This window comes from Methyloceanibacter sp., assembly GCF_050999895.1.
In the GTDB taxonomy this organism is placed as follows: Bacteria; Pseudomonadota; Alphaproteobacteria; order Rhizobiales; family Methyloligellaceae; genus Methyloceanibacter.
Map to the genome: position 1 here is coordinate 12,402 of NZ_JBPCOU010000059.1, position 16,034 is coordinate 28,435.

Here is a 16,034-nt window from a genome sequence, read left to right on the forward strand (position 1 = left end):
CAAAACGCCAGAAACCAACAGCATGAACCCGGAAGCGGCCGACGCGGCTCCTACCGAAGGCTTGGTTAGGACTATGTGCGATAATCCCTAACGTCGCGTTTACTGCCGCTCCGTGCTGGGACGGGCCGCGCCGGCAAACCTTGCCCGGCAGGGATATGGAGATCCGCTGGCCTTTAATGCCTCGCGCAAAATGCATTAACCGTGCCTATATGGGTTTCTCATGCGACTGACGATCATCGGCTGTGGCGACGCCTTCGGCACCGGTGGGCGCCTACAGACTTCCTTTCATGTGAAGGCGGAAGCCTCGACGTTCCTTATAGATTGCGGCGCCTCGACCCTTATCGGCCTCAAGCGGCTCGGCCTCGCGCCCAACGATTTCGACACGGTGTTCGTGACGCATCTGCACGGCGACCATTTCGGCGGGCTGCCCTGGCTCCTGATCGATGCGCAATATGCGAGCAAGCGGACGCGCCCTTTGGTGGTGACGGGCCCGAAGGGGATCGAGTCACGCTTCGTGGCGGCGGCCGAGGCGCTCTATCCGAACTCGACCAAGACGAGCCGCAGCTTCGAGCTGAGCTTCATCGAATATGAAGAGCGGCGCCCGCTTGATGTCCGCGGCGTCACGGTCACGCCCTTTGAGGTCCATCATCCCTCAGACGCGCCGCCTTATGCGTTGCGGTTCGAGGTGGACGGTAAGGCTCTCGCGTTCACCGGTGACACGGGCTGGGTGGAGGCAATCTGTGACGCAGCGCAAGGGACCGATCTTCTTATCAGCGAGTCCTTTCAATACGATGTCGTACTCGACCTCCATCTCGACTTTAAGACCATCGATGCCAATTATGAGCGGCTCGGTACAAAACGCGTGCTACTGACCCATATGGGTGAGACGATGCTGTGCCGTTCCGGCGAGGTCGATGCTTCGCGCTATCTCGTTGCCCATGACGGTATGACTCTGGATCTATGACGGCCAAAGCGACCGATCTCGACCGCGTGCTCGCGGCCATCCGTTCCTGCCGCCACTGTGTTGAGACTCCCCGCGGCAAGGCGCTGCCGCATGACCCGCGACCCGTGCTCCGCGCGAGCGCGACGGCGCCCCTTGCCGTGTGTAGTCAGGCGCCGGGTACGCGCGTGCACCACTCGGGCATACCCTTCACCGATGCGTCCGGTGATCGTCTGCGCGACTGGATGGGAGTGACGCCGGAAGAGTTCTACGACGAGCGCCGCGTCGCCATCGTGCCCATGGGCTTCTGCTTTCCGGGACAGGACGCCAAGGGCGGCGATCTTCCGCCGCGGCGCGAATGCGCAACCCTTTGGCATGAGAGTCTCTTTGCGGCGCTGCCGCAGATCGACCTCGTTCTTGCCGTGGGCTCTTATGCCCAGCGCTTTCACCTCGGAACGGGCCGCGGAACGTCGCTCCAGGAGACCATGCTCGGTTGGCGGGAGTGTCTTGCAAGAACGGCTAGACCGCGCATTCTCCCGTTGCCGCATCCGTCCTGGCGCAACAACGCTTGGCTGCCGAAAAATCCCTGGTTCGAGCAGGATCTTCTGCCCATACTTCGCCGCGAGGTGCGTAGGCTGTTTTGAGGCACTTGTGGCTGTTAGAAAAATATTCTATTAAGTCCGTGACTAGCCTCTATTTTCAGCAAAATGTTTCTGCTTGAGACTGGATTTGGCCCAAATTGAGCCGAAGGTTTGCCATGCTCGACCGAATGGATCGCAAGATTCTCGATATCTTGCAGCGCGACTGCACCCTTCCCGTGGCGGAGATCGGGAAGCAGGTCGGGCTTTCCACCACGCCTTGCTGGCGACGCATCCAGAAACTGGAAGGAGCGGGCGTTATCCAGCGGCGCGTCGCCTTGCTCGATCCCAAGAAGGTCAATGTCGGGGTGACGGTGTTCGTGTCCATCACCACGAGCCACCACACGCAGGAATGGCTCGAGCGCTTCCATGCCGCGGTCGCCGATCTGCCCGAAGTGGTGGAGTTCTACCGCATGAGCGGCCAGGTCGACTATTTGCTGCGCGTGGTCGTGCCGGATATCGAGCGCTACGATAATTTCTACAAGAAGCTCATTGCCAAGATCGAGCTGTCGGATGTGAGCTCGGCCTTCGCCATGGAGCAGATGAAATACACCTCGGCACTGCCGCTGGATTATGCCGCCGAGATCAAGACGGAGTAGGGGTCAAGCTTTCCGCTCGAGCCGGGCAATCAGGCTCGACGTATCCCAGCGGCTGCCGCCCATCGCCTGCACGTCGGCATAGAACTGATCGACCAGTTCCGTGACCGGGAGGCTCGCGCCGTTGCGGCTTGCTTCGTCGAACACGAGCGCAAAATCCTTGCGCACCCAGTCCACGGCAAAGCCGAAATCGAATTTGCCTTCAATCATGGTCTGCCAGCGATTCTCCATCTGCCAGCTTTGCGCGGCGCCCTTGGAAATGGTCTCGATCACCTTCGTAACGTCGAGGCCCGCGCGGGTGGCGAAGTGGATCGCCTCGGCGAGCCCCTCGATCAGGCCGGCGATGCAGATCTGATTGGCCATCTTGGTGAGCTGTCCCGACCCGGAAGGGCCGATCAGGTTGACGGTCTTGGCGTAGGCGCTGATGACGGGCTCGGCTTTGGCGAAGTCAACTTCATCGCCGCCAACCATCACGGTCAGCGCGCCGCTCTCGGCGCCCGACTGTCCGCCTGACACCGGCGCGTCGAGGAAGCCCGCACCGCGTTCCTTCGCAAGGCCGTTCAGCTCCCGCGCGATCTTCGCCGACGCCGTGGTGTTGTCGATGGCGACGGCGCCAGGCTTCAAGGTGGAAAATGCGCCGTCCTCGCCAAGGGTGACGTCACGCAAATCCTCATCGTTGCCGACGCAGGTGAAGACGAAATCGGCGCCTTCAGCGGCCGCCGCCGGCGTGGCTGCGATGCTGCCGGCAAACCGCTCAGCCCAAGCTTCCGCCTTGGCCTTGGTCCGGTTGAAGACCACGACGTCATGGCCGCCACGCAGTTTGATGTGACCGGCCATGCGATAACCCATGACGCCGAGCCCGATAAAGGCGACCTTGCTCATGCGAACGCTTTTACAGCATCGCCCGGGCGCGAGCCACGGCGTGCGCTGCGTCGGTTGCTGCTAGCGAGGTTTATCGTGCGCCGAGGCGATAGCGGCCGATGAGCCGCATGGGCGTGCGGCCGCCCGCGTCGCCAACGAGCGACAACGCGTCGACGCTTACGCCTTCAGCGCAAATGTCCTCGAGCACCGGCCACAGGGCCTGGGACACGCGGTCAAGATGCGTCGCGTCGAGAGGACCGGTCAGCGTGATCCAGAACCGGTATTCGCTGAGCACGAAGGGATCGCCGAAGCTCTCCAGCAGCAGACGCTGATAGTCGTTGAGGTTCGGATCGCCGTGCTCGTCCCGCTCGGTGTCGCTCGGCGGCGCGGCAAAGCCGTCGAAGCCGCCGACGCATTGAGCAGCAAGCCATTCGAGCGCCGGCCGCGGTTCTACCGGGCGCAGGACAAGGCAGCGGCCGGCACGCGCCAGCGTCAAAGGGCCCGTATCCACGGGCTGCCGCCTAGACGCGAAGGTCAGAAGCCGTGCCTTCAGGGCATCTGGTCCCATGCCTTCGCGGAGCGCGAATGGCGCCCGGAACTGAGCATGCAGGCTGCCATAGCGGCCCGCCGCGGCGGGAAGTCTGGCGAAGCCCGTGCCGGAGAGGCCGGTGTCGGAGAAGGCTTGCAACGTCACGCCGTCATTGGCGCGCCCGAACCAGGAGCGTCCGAAGGCGGCAAGCGCAGTGCCCGGCTGCGGGGTGTAATTGATGGCATAGCGAGAGAAGCTCGGTACGCCCTCGGGCGCACGCTGCATCTCATGATCGAGTCGGGCACAATTCAGCATCAAACTTCCCCTCCGTATACGCAGGCATCGATTGGACGCCGCTTCCAAGGTCAATGGGTATCAAGGTCCTGTGGCGGTGGCACGTCCGGTTCTTGGCGATAGGGAGGCCGAGGAATGAACAGTTGGTGAATGACCCTGTTCGCAGATGCGAGAGTGCGGTGCGATACCCGGCGGACTTGACGGCGCAAGCGCTTTCCCATGATGCAGTTTGCCGCGGGCAAACGAAGCGGTAGTGGTGACGTAATGATCGAATTCTATACCTGGATGACGCCGAACGGACAGAAGGTCGCGATCATGCTGGAGGAGGTCGCGCTCGCCTATCGCGTCCATCCGATCGACATCACCAAGGACGAGCAGTTCGATCCAGCTTTTCTCAAAGTCGCGCCAAACAATAAAATTCCCGCGATCGTCGACACCGACACTGGGCTTCACCTCATGGAGTCCGGCGCGATCCTGCTCTATCTCGCCGAGAAGACGGGCATGCTTTGGCCGCAAGAGTTTCCAGCGAAGTGGCGCGTGGTCGAGTGGCTGATGTGGCAGATGGGCGGTGCCGGGCCCATGTTCGGCCAGGTGCATCATTTCGTGAAATTCCATCCCGGCAAGAGCGCCTACGCAGAGGAGCGCTATACGCGCGAGGCGCGGCGCCTCTGGGGCGTGCTCGAGCGGCGGCTGGGCGATACTGAGTATGTCGCGGGCGAGTATTCCGTTGCGGACATCGCAATCTGGCCGTGGATCTCTCGTTATCGCTGGCAGTCGGTCGACTTGGACGAGTATCCGAATGTGAAGCGCTGGTATCTCGCCATCGCGGCACGACTGGCGGTGCAAAGAGGCTACGACGTGCTTGGGCATGGCGGCATCATCCCGAAACCTTGATCGCCCCGCGCCGGCCGCCGACATGGGGGCTGTGGCACAACGGCTCCCAATGCAAACCGACCCTCAATCCGGGAGATGACATGCGCAGAGTCGGGACCGTTGCCTGCTCGCTGGGTGCAATTGCGGCATTCGCCACGGTGGCCTTTTCCGCGGACGATCTGGCCGAGGCCGTGAAAGAGAGACGACATCTCATGAAGGACATCGTGCGGCCCGGGACAAAGCTCGGGGCGACATGGTAAAGGGGACCGTGCCCTTCGATGCCGCAAAGGCCGCGACGGCGATGCACGATATTAGCGGTGTGCCCGACAAGTACGTCACGCTGTTTCCGCAAGGCACGGAACACGGTGCCATCGCCGACAGCGAAGCCGCGCCCAAGATCTGGGAGGCCTTCGATGGCTTCAAAGCCCTCGTGCAAAAGCTGAAGGACGCGAGTCTCAAAGCCGAGGCCGCCGCGGGAGAGGGGGAGGAGGCCTTCAAGTCCGCCTTCGGCGATATGACAAAAGTCTGCAAGGACTGCCATCAGAGCTACCGGGTCAAAAAGCAGCAGTAGGCTCGGAGGATCGCTTGCGCAGTGCCTTGCTCGCGGTCCTCGCCCTTGTCGTTGCGGGCGCGATCGTCCTCACCCTCCTGACGCTGCCGGTCAGGGTGCCGGCCTCGGGGCTCCCGTCGCACGCGCCTGACATCGCGAACGGCAAGTACATCTTCACACCCGCCGGCTGCGCCGAATGTCATGCCGTGCCGGTCAAGGCCTGCGACGATCTCAATACCAAGGACAAAGAGACGCTTGCTGGCGGCAGGTGCCTGAAGACGTCCTACGGCACCTTCAACGTTCCCAATATCTCACCCGACAAAGCGACTGGGATCGGGAGTTGGACGACGCTCGATTTCGTCAATGCGATGAAGCAGGGTGTCGCGCCGGACGGGTCGCATCTCTACCCCGCGTTCCCCTACACATCCTATCAGCGCCTGACTTTCGAGGATCTCATCGACCTCAAGGCCTATCTGGACAGTTTGCCGGCCGTGAAACATCGCGTGGCGCCCCACGCGCTGCGCTTCCCCTATAATCTTCGGCAGGCCCTGGGCCTGTGGAAGCGCCTTTATGTCGACGGCAAGAGCGTCACGCCCGACCCCAAGGCGAGCGCCGAACTCAATCGCGGCGCCTACCTCGTTCTCGCCGCCGGACATTGCAGCGAATGCCATTCGTCGCGCGACCTTCTTGGCGGCATCGTGAAGGCCAAGGAGTTTGCGGGTGCGCTTAATCCCGAGGGCAAGGGGGACGTGCCAAATATCACGCCGAGCGACGATGGTATCGGAGATTGGACGGTTGAGGACATTGCCTATCTGCTCGAGACGGGCAACACGCCGGGCTTCGACACGATCGGCGAGAACATGGTGCCCGTGCAAGAGAACATGGCGAAGCTCACACCGGAGGACCGCACAGCCATTGCGGTTTTTCTCAAGTCGCTGCCGCCGCGGCCGGACGCAGCGCAGAAGCCCGCGCAGACCGGTGGCCGTGAGGTGGAGCAATGATCTTCGATACGTGAATTAACGCCGTTGTGAGTCGTTACTTGGTCCTCGGGCTCCTCTCGGCCTAACCTCTGCCATTGTCGCCTTGTTAGATCGAACGTGGCGCGGCGCGATCCGCGCTTTGTTGCGCGTTGAGGGATTCATGGCGGGGAGTTTGCGGCGGTTGAGCCTGTTCGCTCTGATCGGGGCGGGGGCGGTTGTCTTGGGCGTCACCGCCGAGGCGCCGTCGTCGTTCGCACAATCGATAAGCACGACACCTCTGAATTCTACGCAAGACGGAACGTCATCCAGCGCCGCCGCCCGCATCGCGCGCGGGCCTCGCGAGGATTGTGACTTTCCCTGGAATTACTCGCGCGACTTGCGCCGCTGCGTCTGCGTGCGTGCGGGATACAACCTGCAGCGCGGGGATTGCCTGCCTGAGGGCGCTTCAACCGCCTGTCGTGACAACGAGACCTGGTCGCCGGACCAACGCGCTTGCCTATGCGGCGCGGGCTTGAAGCGTGAGGGAGTTGGGTGCGTCGCGGAGGATGAGGAGGATCCAAGCCCCACCGCGGACGACGCAGCGGCGGAAGACGCCGAAGATTTCACGGAGAAGGAAAGGGCGGTCGCGCGCTCGCAACGCTGCCTCAAGGAGCTCGGCTTTTATGACGGCTCCATCGACGGGGAGCTTAACTCCGACACGTGGACGGCCTATTGGCATTTCAAACGCGCCCACGATTTGAAGCGCTACGGCGACGTCCTAGCCGAACCTGTGCAGGAGAAGTTCGCGTCTCTCTGCAAGGATGTCGACGAGACGGCCTCCCTTCCGGTCGAAACCCCGGTGCAGGAGCAACCCCCTATAGAGACACCAGCATCCGCGCCCTCGGCGGGCGCGGCCCCGCCGAGCGAGACCCCACCGCCGAAGAGGACGCTCGACCTCGATTGCCTCTCGGAGGATTTGCTTTCGGTCCGCGGCGCGCGGGGCGGCGTTCCGGTGACGCAATGCGCGACCGAGTGCCTGCCGAAGCCGAAGGACCTGAGCGAGGCCGATCTTGCGGAGATGGAAAGCCAGAATGGTGTCGTCTGGTGCTCCGCCTGCGTGCCCGTGCAGGGGCGTCTGACCTTGGAGGATGTGCGCCGCATCGAGGACGCCGGCAAAATCGAGCTTTGCGCCATCCCGCCGAAGCAGGTGCTGCGGCATGCTGGCGGCGTGGCCGCTCAGTCCTATACGCGCGTCCGCGAGCTTTACCGGCCCTTGGCGCCCGCCCCGGAAGATGACGCGGCGTTCGCGTTGGTCATCGGCAATCGGAATTACGCATCCCTGCCCGCGGCGGAGTCCTCCCATAGCGATGCCGGCGCCATGTATGCTTTCCTCACCGAACATCTTGGCTTCCGCCAGGACAACGTGATCGATGTGAGGGACGCGAAAAAGGCCGACCTCGAAAGGCTGTTTGGCACTACGCCGGGCGCAGAGGGAGAACTCGCGCGCAAGCTTCGTTCGCACAAAGACGCCCGGGTGATTGTCTACTACTCGGGTCATGGCGCAACCGACGCCGCCCAGACCGAGACCTATCTTCTCCCCGTGGACACCGAACGCTATCGCGATGAGCGGAGCGGCTACCCGCTCGCCACGCTTTACGCCAACTTGGAGAGCCTGGACGCCAAGTCCGTGCTTCTCCTGCTTGAGACCGATTTCGGACGCGACCACGACAACTATGTGATGCCTCCCAATCTGCCCGAGACCCGGCGGTCCGCCATCCCGGTTGTGCCGAGGCCGGGTGTGACGGTTCTCGTTGCCGCCGATCGCGGCCAGCGCACGCTGGCCGATCCGCTCTACGGTATCGGGCTCTTCACCCGCTATCTGATCGAGGGGCTGGCCGGGAGCGCCGATCTGCCACCGGTCGGCAACGAGGATGGCAAGCTCGACAGCGCGGAGCTCCACGTCTACACCGCCGAGATGGTGAGACTTGCCGCGCGCAAGACTTTCGGACTGCTCCAGAGCCCGGTCTATTCCAGCGCGGCAACGGCCGTGCTTTCCAGCGGAAGCGGAACCTTTGCCGAGAGGCCGAATTAGATTTCTTCACGGCGGGCGGGACCGGTTCTTCGAAAACCGCTTTACAAGCCCCCTCGGATTGCATAGGGACGACGCGGCTCGTAGGCACTTTGCTCAAGGGCAGCACTGACATCGGCAATCTCGTGTGGGAGTAGACATGGGATGGACGTTTTCACTTCTGCCTTGGAGCTTCTGCGACACCATCGCCCGGAGCGCCCCGCCCTCGCTTTGAGGCCACACGCCGCGCACCGCGCGGCGGCATGGTTCCTCGCAAATTTTCAGGGCACCGTGCTCTACGCGGCTAAGGCGAACGATGCGCCTGCCGTGCTGGGCGCGCTCGTCGATGCCGGCATCCGCGCCTTCGACGTCGCCTCCATGGTTGAGATCGAGCGCATCGCGGCTTTCCCAGGCGTCGAGCTCTTCTTCATGAATCCGATCAAGTCGCGGAATGCGGTGGCGCGCGCGTATCATGAGTTCGGGGTCAGGAGCTTTGCCTTCGACAGCGATGACGAGCTCGACAAGATTGTCCAGGAGAGCGGCGGCGCGAAAGACCTTCAGCTCTTCCTGCGCGTGGCCTGCCCAAATACCCACAGCCTCATTCCTTTAGAAGGCAAGTTCGGCGCGACCCGCGAGGTGGCGCCTGGCCTCTTGTTGCGCGCGCGGCAGATCGCAAAGCGCCTCGGGATCACCTTTCATGTCGGCTCCCAGGCCGTGGTTCCCGCCGCCTTCGGCGAGGCGTTGCGTCAGGTCGGGCAGTTGATCGTCGAGTCCGGCGTGATGGTAGACGCCATCGATATTGGCGGCGGCTTTCCGAGCCGCTATCCGCATTCTCATCCGCCCGATCTCGCCTCCTTCATGGACGAGGTGACGAAGGCCGCCGACGAACTCGCGGTCAAGCATTCTTGCGAGCTGCTCTGCGAGCCGGGCAGGGCGCTTGTGGCGGAGGCCGAGTCCGTGATCGTGCGCGTCGATGCGCGGCGCGACAATGCCCTCTACGTCAATGATGGGGCGTTCGGCACCTTGTTCGATGCGGCATATTCTGGCTTTCGTTTTCCGGCGCGCCTTGTGAGCGCGTCAAAGAGAAAAGCGAGGGACATGGATTTCGTGCTCTATGGTCCGACCTGCGACAGCTCCGACTACATGCCCGGGCCGTTCCGTCTGCCCGCCAATGTCCGCGAGGGCGACTATATCGAGATCGGCCAGGTCGGGGCGTATGGGCGCGTCTTGTCGAATCGTTTCAACGGCTTTGGCGAGTACGATCAGATCGTTCTGACCGACGAGCCCATGCTTTCCATGTATGCGGGACCGGCCGAAGCCGCGCCCATGCAACCGCTTGAGGCGGCACGGGCCTAGGCGCTCGCGCTTTCGTTTCGCGCGTGAACTGACTCTCGAGGCGTTTGCAGGTTACACTGAAGCCTGCGAGCCCAAGCGGGCGCCAGAGGAAGCACTGCATCCATGAATACCGACCAACTTCAGACCGTTTGGGCGCCACGCGTCCTCAGCATCCTGCGGATCGTCGCGGCGTTGCTCTTCTTCGAGCACGGCTCGCAAAAACTGCTTGGGTTTCCCGCGTCGGAGCGCGGCGCGCCTGAGATTCTGTCACTGCCTTGGATCGCGGGCGTCCTTGAAATCGTCGGAGGCACGCTCCTCGTCGTCGGCCTGTTCACACGGCCCACGGCCCTCATCCTCTCCGGCTTGATGGCGTTCGCTTATTGGCTGGCGCACGCGCCTCGCAGCGTCTTTCCGGTCCTCAACGGCGGGGATGCCGCCATCCTGTTTTGCTTCATCTTCCTCTATCTCGTCTTTGCCGGCGGCGGGGCCTGGAGCCTGGATGCGATGATGAACAGGCGGAAAACGTAAGCTCGAAGCAAGGGGAAGTCGGCCTTACAGGCAGCGAAAGGTCTGAACGACGTCTATTTGGAGACCTTGACCTACCTCCCTCTCAGCTTCGATCCGCTGCAGCGGGGTAATCTCGGCGTGGCTCTGGAATCAACGTACTATTCCACAACGCGAAAGCACAAAAAACCGCCCGATAACCAGAAGTCACATTGAAGGACAATTGAGAAATTTTGCCGACCTCCACGATGCTTGCGACGAGCCGATTCCGTTACCAGAGTTCGATGTCGCACCCGTCGACATATTGTTCGGCTTTAGCGATAGCTTGGTCATCGGTTTCGCAGCCGTCGAGGACATGGGTGGTCCCTGTGAGTCGGCTATCTGCCCGCCAGGGAGATCGAAATTTGCACTCTCGGAAACGTTTAGTACCTTCGACTGCCGCGTTGCCCAAAAGGCGGGCACCATAGTCACAAGGATCTCGACTTGTCTAAGCTGGGGAAGCGGAGTGACACGAGAGGCGTTCAACCTGACAGCGAATGGCCGGGAAATTGCCGCGCTCAGGTTCCGGTCGTCGGCTTCTTTGGCTCTTGCGGAGCACCCCAGGTTCTCAAGAGGGCTTGAGTGACCTCCAAGTCAGTGGCCATAGCTAACCATCTTTGAGCCAGACCTTCGAAGTGCTCCTTGTCAGTTACACTTCGAGCGTCGGCAGCCAACCGTAAGCAATTCTGGGCGTGCACGCGACACTCTTCTGGATCCCCCGGCATCGGACACCTTAACTGTACTGATTAATGCCAGTAGCGGCGCCGTAAGCGCTCTCGGAGCGGAGCACGGATGTTCACTTTTGACCAGTACTTTCGATGCTTAAAGCAACAATGGCTAGCCGGTGGATTGGCGCGTTGGAGGGTGTCTTTACCGACTTTCAGAACCGACTTTCAGAGAGAGAGCTACGAAGGTTATGAGCTAGAGGTTGACGGTGGCGGCGACGACTGGTGGTTTCTGCACGACCGCATACCCCCGACCTTCCCATCTTGCCGGCGCCTAAATCGGGCCCCTATAGATCCAGCGGTGAGGCCGTAACGGAGGCCATGCGGCAAATTAATTGCGGCGTCTGTGATTGAATTGACAGCGATTCGGCCTGATGGCACTCCGCCTCGTCAGCCTACTGGCACTTAACTGACGTGGATTTTTTGCAGCTGTCTTAGAAGGGCGGCGACGCGTCTCTCCGAGCGGCTTATCTCGGCAAGCTTCGCCTGCATCTCGAGCGCCATAAGGTCGCCCCGAAGCGCGAACGACGGGCACCGCCGTTGTGAAGTTTATCATCGACCCCTCGGGCAAGATCTTGTCACGGGAGATCACATCGAGCTCCGGCTCGAAGAGGCTCGACGACGCGGCGATCGCGACGATCGAGCGTTCGGCGCCGTTCCCGCCCTTTCCCGACGACATCTCGCGCGAGCCGGTTGTGGTGTCGGTGCCGTTCAAGTTCCGCGCCGACCGCTAGATCGCTATTGCATAGGTTGCATCTATTCCCTTTAGTACTTTGCATTTGTTGCATCACCCGAACACCCTCTAACGTCTTGGTTTGAAAAGTGACGTCGGGGGGCTTGATGCAAAGTTGTGTGGGGGCGCGTGCTCCTCGTGCGTCTGAGGGCGTACGGCATCGTTTCGGCGCGTGGGCCAATCGGCCGCAATCCATAGGCTGGGGTCGCACGCCTATCCTTGGGCTTTTGCTATTTTCTGCCGCTGGAGGAAGCGAAATCCCAGAACGCCGACGCGGTCGAGTTGCCTCCCGTCGTAATCACCGTCACGACCCCGAAGACCAAATATCCCGTCACCACCGTCGCCAAGAAGAAGCCGGCAGGTTCGGGAAGTGCGACCGCCTCGAGACAAGCGCAGGCACAAGCCGCCGAGCCGGTCATCACCACCTCAGCCGCGCCACTCATCACCTCTGAGGCCAGCGCGACCGAGTTTCCGTCCGCCACCGCCATTCCCGGCATCGTCATTGTCGGCGACATCATCCCGCCCGGCCCGCGCGGTGAGTGGCAGCTCGACGGGTCGGGTCAGGTCGTTTCCGGTGCCGAACTCTACACCAGCCATGTGCTGAACACGAATGAGGCCTTGCGCAAGGTCACTGGCGTAAATGTTCGCGACGAGGATGGCTTTGGCTTGCGCCCGAATATCGGCATTCGCGGCATGAACCCAACGCGCTCGACCAAGGTTCTGCTGCTCGAGGACGGCCTGTTCCTCGGCTACGCGCCCTATGGAGAGAATGCGAGCTACTTTCACCCGCTGATGGACCGCTTCGAGCGCGTCGATGTGATCAAGGGCGCCGACATGCTGCTCTACGGTCCGCAGACCATCTCGGGCACGATCGACTACGTAACGCCGAACCCACCCGCCACGCCGAGCGGTTTTGTCGCCGCGACCGGAGGCAACCGCGATTATTTCAATGGGCAGGCCTTTTATGGCGGCTGGTACAACAATCTCGGCGGCCTGTTCGACTACGTGCACAAGCAGGGCGACGGCGTGCGCGACAACACCCACCACAAGGTGACCGATCTCGGGGTGAAGGGCATCGCGCTGGCGAGCGCCGACTCGGCCTGGATCGGGAAGTTCAGCTATTTCACCGAGGATTCCCAGGTGACCTATTCCGGCATTACCGATGCCGAGCGGAAGAACTTCGGGCTTCGCTACAATCCGTTCGCCAACGACAACTTCAACACCGACCGCTACGCAGCGTCGCTGGTGAACGCTTGGATATCAATAACAACATCAATCTGCGGACGAGTTTCTATTACAACAGCTTCTCGCGCGATTGGTGGCGGCAATCGAGCCGCACCACCGACGGCCAGTGCAACGCAAGCTATCCAGGCTTCACCGATGATCGCCTCCACGGGCGGCGCGTCGATCCTAACGACTGCAACTCCATTCAGGGGCGCCTGCGCGACTACTACGTCTACGGACTCGACGAGCGGGTGACCGCGCGATACGCGCTGACCGACAACATCGCCAACCAGCTGAAGGCCGGCTTCCGCGTCCACAAGGAAGCGCAAGACCGGCGCCAAGTGAACGAATTGTTCGTCACGGGGGGAAGCACTTTGGCCGAATGGAACGAGCGTGACGCCTTCGCGCTGTCCTATTTCGTTCAGGACCGAGTCGAGTTCGGCAGGTTCAGCGTCACCCCGGCATTCCGTTACGAGGACATCGAATATGAGCGGCGCAATAGGATTGTTGCCGGAGGGTGCCTTACCCCGCCTTGTGTTGGAACGGAGAACGTCTACGCCTTCATTCCGGGGATCAGCGTGGGCTACGATCCCAACGACAAGATCAGCTTCTTCGCGGGCGTCCACGAGGGCTTCGCCCCGCCCCGGGTCGAGGATTCCATCGCCAATGACGGCGGTTCCATCGACATCAATCCCGAAGAATCGGTCAATCTCGAAGTCGGCTTCCGCAGCGAGCTCCTACGTGGCCTCAATATCGACTCGACCTATTTCCGCAACGACTTTTCCAACCTGATCGCCGTGGGGTCGATCGCCGGCGGCGACAACCCGCTCGCCGAGGGCGAGGCCTTGTTCGAAGGCTTGGAGGTGCTGGTGCGGTTCGACTCCGGCCGGATGTACCGAAAGCCGTGGAGTTTCTACAGCCAGGTCGCCTTCACCTGGCTCCCGGTCGCCGAGCAGCTCTCGCCCTTCATTTCCGTGACCACCGGCCTGCCGCTACAGGGCAACACCACCGGCAATCGCCAGCCTTATGCGCCGGAATATCTCGTGACGCCCAGGATCGGCTATGCGACGAAGAACTGGGATATCAACCTTGAGATGGTCTATGTCAGCAGTCAGTTCGGCGACTTCTTGAATTTAAAGAGCGGGCGCGACCACTCTGGCGGACCGAGCAGCACCAATGCGCTGTCGGGCATGTTCGGCGAGATCCCGAGCTACGCCATCTTCAACTTTGCCACGACCTACAATATCGAAAAGACCGACACGGATCTCTATTTCACCATCAAGAATCTGCTCGACGAGCAATATGTCGTCGATCGTACCAGGGGCATCCTGCCGGGCGCGCCGCGGCTGTTTCAAGTGGGACTCAAGCAGAACTTCTGATCGACAAACGGCGTCCCAATTCTCAAGTCCCCCTGAGAGACGCCTCGTCCGCTTTGGGCCCTACAGCAGACGTGGTGAATGTAGCTATTTAGGAACCCTAGGCCCGCCGTCCGGCCCCGCTTAAGCGAGTTGTTCCGAAGGACCTCGATCGATCGGAGGGGTGGGCGACAACCGCTTCGCCAGCACTTGCTCGAACCAGATGATCGCGGCCTCACCTTCCTTCTGAGCGACTTGATTCACCCCACGGCTATGCCGAATGCCGTTGCGAAGTTCCGCAAGCTGGTCGAATTTTGTATTTAGAGCTACCTTGTTAAGAAATCGATCCTCAAATCTCGGCCAGTGCGTTCCCGTGATTACACCTTGCAACTCCCGAAGATCCGAGAATCAAGTTTACCCTCCATCGTCGAGTAGTAAGCGACATCGAGCGTACCGTTCCTCCTAGTTGCCTTCTGAATGCGTCGATCGATTTCAGACGCAATATGGGGTGGGAGTTGCGCCGGATTCTCGCCAAATTCGCCCGCGATCAATTTTCTGGTGGAAATCTCGACCCGCTCGATGGACGCATCGAGTGCGCGTAAATTAGGAGGCAGCAGGGGCGACCGCTCGGCGGCAATTCATTCCGTAATGTGATCCCAGTGCGTGTATGACTGGCCGTGGGGCCTTATTGTTGCATTTGCTGACATAGACTGACACGGAGAGAATCCGCTTGCTGTGCCCTGTAAGGACGCTCTATTTTTTTGTTTATATAACAGCGTTTTAAATGGTGGGCGGTACTGGACTCGAACCAGCGACCCCTGCGATGTGAACACAGTGCTCTACCAGCTGAGCTAACCGCCCGCCTGCCGGCGTCATTTGGTTTAACGATTGCCGCCGCTCGAAGTCAAGGAATGGGCGCTGCGCCCGTCCCGCTAGGCGCTTGCAAGGAAAAGCGGCACGAAATCGCGCGCCGCTCCCCGGCATGAAAAAGCGGCACCAGGCCGGTGCCGCTTCTCGTGTCGCTTAAGGTTTGGAGACCAAGCCCTGCACGGTCGCAAGCGTGGCCGTCGCGTCGGCAACGTTCCCTTCCGTGCATTGCATGTCGGCCTGGTCGAGAAGCTCGTTCGCCTTCTCGGCGGTCTCCTCGCTCACGGCGTTCGACTCGATCTTGTCATGCACCAGCTCTTCGGTCTTGGTGAGCTGCTCGGTGCAGGCAGGGTCGCCCGCGTCCTCGTCGACCGCATACGCCGTTCCCGCCATGAAGCACGCCGCTGCGGCGCCGATCACGACCCTTCTCAGCATTTCCCGTCTCCATCTAAAGTTCAGTGCATAGCTTGCGCATAAGCGGATGAAATTGTGCTTTGACTGAGGCTGCACGCGCAAGACCGATCCGGTTGAAATGTGGCGTAACTGCGGCATGGCAGCTCCGGCTACAGATCGGCCGGGTGCTCGGCGAGGGCCTGCAGCAGGCGGACGGCGTGGGCGCCGAGCGCGTCGAAGTGATCGATGACAGCGTCCGACGGGAGGTCGAGGGGCGCCTCGCCATAGCCGAACCGTACGAAGACGATGGGCAACGCGGCGGCGTTCGCGGTCCTCACATCGACCTCGCTGTCCCCGATCCATGATCGCGCGGCGGAGTGACCGCCAGCCGCCGCGATCACCCGCTGAGGGGCGCGGGGTCTGGCTTGCCCACGGCGAAAGTGTCGCGACCGCTCATCGACACCGCCCCTCATCTCACCAATGCGCGTGCCATCGAGATCGAACACGACGGTCGCATCTTTCAGGATCGTTTTCGCCACGGTCAGGTTCCC

General features: G+C 61.6%; 15 protein-coding genes, 1 tRNA gene and 2 pseudogenes. 13 read left to right on the forward strand and 5 right to left on the reverse strand.

Annotated elements, in window-relative coordinates:
* Positions 1–220: 220 nt before the first annotated feature.
* From ACR2J1_RS06375 to ACR2J1_RS06385, 3 genes are all read left to right on the forward strand, one after another.
* Positions 221–964 carry an MBL fold metallo-hydrolase gene (locus ACR2J1_RS06375; RefSeq protein WP_434018501.1) on the forward strand — a complete coding sequence of 248 codons (744 nt, stop codon included), beginning with the start codon at positions 221–223 and terminating at the stop codon, positions 962–964.
* Entirely contained in the window at positions 961–1,584 is a 624-nt protein-coding gene (locus tag ACR2J1_RS06380; RefSeq protein ID WP_434018502.1) for a uracil-DNA glycosylase family protein, read from the forward strand. The genes ACR2J1_RS06375 and ACR2J1_RS06380 overlap by 4 nt, the downstream gene beginning before the upstream one ends.
* 113 nt (positions 1,585–1,697) lie before the next feature.
* A complete protein-coding gene (locus tag ACR2J1_RS06385) occupies positions 1,698–2,177 on the forward strand; it encodes an Lrp/AsnC family transcriptional regulator (protein WP_434018503.1) in 480 nt (159 codons plus the stop codon).
* A 3-nt stretch (positions 2,178–2,180) separates the two neighbouring features.
* Here ACR2J1_RS06385 and ACR2J1_RS06390 read toward each other — a convergent pair whose 3' ends face one another.
* Both ACR2J1_RS06390 and ACR2J1_RS06395 read right to left on the reverse strand, forming a co-directional pair.
* A complete protein-coding gene (locus ACR2J1_RS06390) occupies positions 2,181–3,056 on the reverse strand; it encodes an NAD(P)-dependent oxidoreductase (protein WP_434018504.1) in 876 nt (291 codons plus the stop codon).
* A gap of 70 nt (positions 3,057–3,126) precedes the next feature.
* On the reverse strand, positions 3,127–3,879 hold the full coding sequence (locus ACR2J1_RS06395; protein WP_434018505.1) for a DUF1045 domain-containing protein: 753 nt from the start codon (positions 3,877–3,879) through the stop codon (positions 3,127–3,129).
* 243 nt (positions 3,880–4,122) lie between these two features.
* Here ACR2J1_RS06395 and ACR2J1_RS06400 point away from each other — a divergent pair, with 243 nt between their 5' ends.
* From ACR2J1_RS06400 to ACR2J1_RS06445, 10 genes and pseudogenes are all read left to right on the forward strand, one after another.
* Positions 4,123–4,752 (forward strand): glutathione S-transferase N-terminal domain-containing protein, encoded by a 630-nt coding sequence (locus ACR2J1_RS06400; protein WP_434018506.1) that lies wholly within the window; start codon positions 4,123–4,125, stop codon positions 4,750–4,752.
* An 80-nt stretch (positions 4,753–4,832) separates the two neighbouring features.
* On the forward strand, positions 4,833–4,991 hold the full coding sequence (locus tag ACR2J1_RS06405) for a hypothetical protein (RefSeq protein ID WP_434018507.1): 159 nt from the start codon (positions 4,833–4,835) through the stop codon (positions 4,989–4,991).
* On the forward strand, positions 4,985–5,302 hold the full coding sequence (locus tag ACR2J1_RS06410) for a c-type cytochrome (protein WP_434018508.1): 318 nt from the start codon (positions 4,985–4,987) through the stop codon (positions 5,300–5,302). The genes ACR2J1_RS06405 and ACR2J1_RS06410 overlap by 7 nt, the downstream gene beginning before the upstream one ends.
* 14 nt (positions 5,303–5,316) lie before the next feature.
* Positions 5,317–6,282 (forward strand): cytochrome c, encoded by a 966-nt coding sequence (locus ACR2J1_RS06415; protein ID WP_434018509.1) that lies wholly within the window; start codon positions 5,317–5,319, stop codon positions 6,280–6,282.
* 490 nt (positions 6,283–6,772) lie between these two features.
* Positions 6,773–8,332, forward strand: a complete 1,560-nt coding sequence (locus tag ACR2J1_RS06420; RefSeq protein ID WP_434018510.1) for a caspase family protein — start codon at positions 6,773–6,775, stop codon at positions 8,330–8,332.
* 141 nt (positions 8,333–8,473) lie between these two features.
* Entirely contained in the window at positions 8,474–9,664 is a 1,191-nt protein-coding gene (locus tag ACR2J1_RS06425; RefSeq protein WP_434018511.1) for a type III PLP-dependent enzyme, read from the forward strand.
* Positions 9,665–9,766: 102 nt separating this feature from the next.
* Positions 9,767–10,171 carry a DoxX family protein gene (locus ACR2J1_RS06430; protein ID WP_434018512.1) on the forward strand — a complete coding sequence of 135 codons (405 nt, stop codon included), beginning with the start codon at positions 9,767–9,769 and terminating at the stop codon, positions 10,169–10,171.
* Between the two features lie 1,270 nt (positions 10,172–11,441).
* Positions 11,442–11,645: pseudogene (locus ACR2J1_RS06435) on the forward strand (energy transducer TonB family protein); the annotation flags it as partial.
* Between the two features lie 281 nt (positions 11,646–11,926).
* Positions 11,927–12,502, forward strand: a pseudogene (locus tag ACR2J1_RS06440) (TonB-dependent receptor plug domain-containing protein); the annotation flags it as partial.
* A gap of 395 nt (positions 12,503–12,897) precedes the next feature.
* Complete coding sequence (locus ACR2J1_RS06445; protein WP_434018513.1) at positions 12,898–14,247, forward strand: TonB-dependent receptor family protein; 1,350 nt, start codon at positions 12,898–12,900, stop codon at positions 14,245–14,247.
* Positions 14,248–15,008: 761 nt separating this feature from the next.
* Here the strand turns inward: ACR2J1_RS06445 and ACR2J1_RS06450 are convergent.
* The 3 genes from ACR2J1_RS06450 to ACR2J1_RS06460 all read right to left on the reverse strand — a co-directional run bounded on the left by ACR2J1_RS06450 (position 15,009) and on the right by ACR2J1_RS06460 (position 16,022).
* Positions 15,009–15,084 (reverse strand) — tRNA-Val (locus ACR2J1_RS06450).
* Between the two features lie 162 nt (positions 15,085–15,246).
* Complete coding sequence (locus ACR2J1_RS06455) at positions 15,247–15,525, reverse strand: hypothetical protein (protein WP_434018514.1); 279 nt, start codon at positions 15,523–15,525, stop codon at positions 15,247–15,249.
* Positions 15,526–15,653: 128 nt separating this feature from the next.
* The gene (locus tag ACR2J1_RS06460) at positions 15,654–16,022 is read right to left on the reverse strand and encodes a hypothetical protein (protein ID WP_434018515.1); all 369 of its coding nucleotides are present in this window, start codon (positions 16,020–16,022) and stop codon (positions 15,654–15,656) included.
* Between the last annotated feature and the right edge of the window lie 12 nt (positions 16,023–16,034).

Coding starts and splice junctions, on each gene's coding strand:
- ACR2J1_RS06430 (WP_434018512.1), top strand. CDS start 9,767: ATGAATACCGACCAACTTCAGACCGTTTGGGCGCCACGCGTCCTCAGC.
- ACR2J1_RS06405 (WP_434018507.1), top strand. CDS start 4,833: ATGCGCAGAGTCGGGACCGTTGCCTGCTCGCTGGGTGCAATTGCGGCA.
- ACR2J1_RS06380 (WP_434018502.1), top strand. CDS start 961: ATGACGGCCAAAGCGACCGATCTCGACCGCGTGCTCGCGGCCATCCGT.
- ACR2J1_RS06400 (WP_434018506.1), top strand. CDS start 4,123: ATGATCGAATTCTATACCTGGATGACGCCGAACGGACAGAAGGTCGCG.
- ACR2J1_RS06410 (WP_434018508.1), top strand. CDS start 4,985: ATGGTAAAGGGGACCGTGCCCTTCGATGCCGCAAAGGCCGCGACGGCG.
- ACR2J1_RS06385 (WP_434018503.1), top strand. CDS start 1,698: ATGCTCGACCGAATGGATCGCAAGATTCTCGATATCTTGCAGCGCGAC.
- ACR2J1_RS06390 (WP_434018504.1), bottom strand. CDS start 3,056: ATGAGCAAGGTCGCCTTTATCGGGCTCGGCGTCATGGGTTATCGCATG.
- ACR2J1_RS06375 (WP_434018501.1), top strand. CDS start 221: ATGCGACTGACGATCATCGGCTGTGGCGACGCCTTCGGCACCGGTGGG.
- ACR2J1_RS06395 (WP_434018505.1), bottom strand. CDS start 3,879: ATGCTGAATTGTGCCCGACTCGATCATGAGATGCAGCGTGCGCCCGAG.
- ACR2J1_RS06425 (WP_434018511.1), top strand. CDS start 8,474: ATGGACGTTTTCACTTCTGCCTTGGAGCTTCTGCGACACCATCGCCCG.
- ACR2J1_RS06455 (WP_434018514.1), bottom strand. CDS start 15,525: ATGCTGAGAAGGGTCGTGATCGGCGCCGCAGCGGCGTGCTTCATGGCG.